This is a genomic window from Streptomyces bambusae (assembly GCF_019400985.1).
Classification (GTDB): domain Bacteria; phylum Actinomycetota; class Actinomycetes; order Streptomycetales; family Streptomycetaceae; genus Streptomyces; species Streptomyces bambusae_A.
This window is the reverse complement of record NZ_WTFF01000578.1, coordinates 1-2,148: the sequence shown is the minus strand read 5'-3', so window position 1 is coordinate 2,148 and position 2,148 is coordinate 1. Positions and strand designations below refer to the sequence as shown.

1 protein-coding gene and 1 pseudogene are annotated in these 2,148 nt (G+C 75.0%); both read right to left on the bottom strand.

Features of this window, described 5'->3' with window-relative positions:
• Window positions 1-930, bottom strand: a pseudogene (locus tag GPJ59_RS35730) (AAA family ATPase); the annotation flags it as partial.
• 358 nt (window positions 931-1,288) lie between these two features.
• Window positions 1,289-1,876 (bottom strand): uridine kinase family protein, encoded by a 588-nt coding sequence (locus tag GPJ59_RS35725; RefSeq protein WP_219672284.1) that lies wholly within the window; start codon window positions 1,874-1,876, stop codon window positions 1,289-1,291.
• Window positions 1,877-2,148: the final 272 nt, after the last annotated feature.

Sequence of the window (2,148 nt, the reverse complement as noted above, 5' to 3'; positions counted from 1 at the left end):
CCCCCGGCCCGCGCCCGGCAGCGGCCCCTGCAGCGGTACGCCGGGGCCCGTCGCGCCCGCCCGCGGCTCGGCCGGCGGCTCCGGGGCGAGCACCGGGTCCGGGTCGCCCAGGGCCACCGCCGCGAAGTCCCCGCCCACGGGGGAGAGGTCGTACTCGTCGAACCCGTCGGCGTCGGAGATGGCCGTCAGCCGGGCCGCGGTGTCCATGAACGCCGGATCCACCCGGTGCACCGCCCGGTACAGCGGAAGCGCCGCCGCGCTGCGGCCCGTCCCCTCGTGGGCCCGCGCCAGCCAGTAGCGCAGCTCCTTGCGCTGCGGCTGCTCGCTGCGGCACCGCATAAGCGCCGTCGACAGCATCGGCTCCGCCTGCCCGTACATCTCCAGCCGGACCCGGGCCATCCCGCCGAACAGCCCCGCCTCGATACCCAGCAGCGGATCGTCGACCAGCGGCTCGGTGTGCCGCACCAACTGCTCCCAGTCCTTGACCAGATAGGCCCGGCAGGCGTGCAGGAAGCGGACCTGCGGATCGGCGTCCACCGGCGGCAGCCCCGCTAACGCCTGGTCCAGCTCCGGCACATGGCGCCCGTCCAGCCAGTGCGAGGCGTGCGCCAGCAGCAGGTCCCGCCGGCTCTCCAGCACCGGCTGCACCCACCAGCCCAGCCAGTACCAGGAGTTGAGGGTGCGCCGGTGCCGGGCCCGCTGCTCCCCGAACCGGTCCCGGTGCGCGTGCATGCGCAGCAGCGCGTTGGTGGTGTCCACCCGCAGCGCGTGCAGGCCCAGCCAGGCATCGGCCATCGTGGGATCGAGTCGGACAGCCGCCCGGAACTCCTCCTCGGCCTGCGGGTAGGCGCCCATGGTGCAGGCGTCGACCCCGCGCAGCCAGGCGAGTTCGGCCGGGGCGTGCGGGCTGCCCTGCGTGCCGAAATCCATCACATCCCCCACAAGCCTGCCCCCGTGGTGCGCAGCAACCCCGCCCCTGCGGGCGCGAGTTGTCGCATGCGCCGATGAAATCAGGGTGGCATCGTACCTTCGGTGACGGTGCTTACGTAGGGTGCGGCAGAGACCTTGCAGGGGGAGCTGCCCGCCGCCGAGGTGACTCAGGGTGAAGGGCCGGGGGTGCTCGCCTGGGCGCGCCGGGACAGAACGAAGCCCCCGATCACGGGGGAACAATCGGGGGCTCCGCGTCCTCGGCGGCCGTGAAAGACCGCCTATTGAGAACGTAAGGCCGCCCGGGTCGTCAGGTCAAGCGGAGTCGGGAAGCCGTCCGCAACCGGTTTTCCGGGGCGGCTCAGGCCCGGGGCAACCCCTCACCGAGCGTGACGAAACCGAGGGTTCCTCCGGGCCCAGCATCACCGGAAGTCCACTCGTATCCCGTACTGCTCTGGCGTACCAGGGTGTCGGCGTAGGGGCGCGAAGGGTCACCGGCGAAGTGCTCGCGCTCCGCGCGCTCCCATCCGTCCCAGAACCCGGACAGTTCACGCCCGTCCCGTTCCCGGCCCCGCCCCCACGACACCTCGCGCGGGGTCTCCATCCACAGCAGGTACGCCAGGTGGGGCCGCAGCTCCCGCCGGCCGGCGCCCACGCCCTCGACCAGCACCACCGGGGCCGGCTCCAGCACCCGCTCCGGCCCGAACCCGCGCGCCACCCAGTCGTACGGCGCCCAGTGCGCGGCCCGCCCGGCGGCCAGCGGTTCCAGCACCTGCCGGCGCAGCCGCCCGGTCCAGCCGAACAGCTCCTCGTGCGTGGCGATGTCGTCCAGGTGCAGCACCGGCGCCCCGCCGAGGGCCTGCGCCAGCCGGCCCGCGAAGGTGCTCTTGCCGGAGCCGGCGTGCCCGTCGACCGCGACCAGCCGCCCCGGCCCCAGCGACGGCGGCAGCGCGGCGGGCCCGCGGGCGAGGCGTTCGAGCGGTTCGAGGCGTTCGAGTGGTTCGAGTGGTTCCCCCCGGCCAGCGTACGGCGCACGCGACACGGCGCCCGCGCCCTGGCCCCCGCCCCCGCCGAGCTGGGACGCTGAGCGTGACCGATCGATCACCAGGGGGTTTGACGCCCATGACCGCACCCACCCCGCGCCGGGCCGTGCTCGCCGCGGCCCTCGCGGCCGCCACCGCCGCCACCGTTCCCGCAGCCGGCACCCCGGCCGCGGCCGCC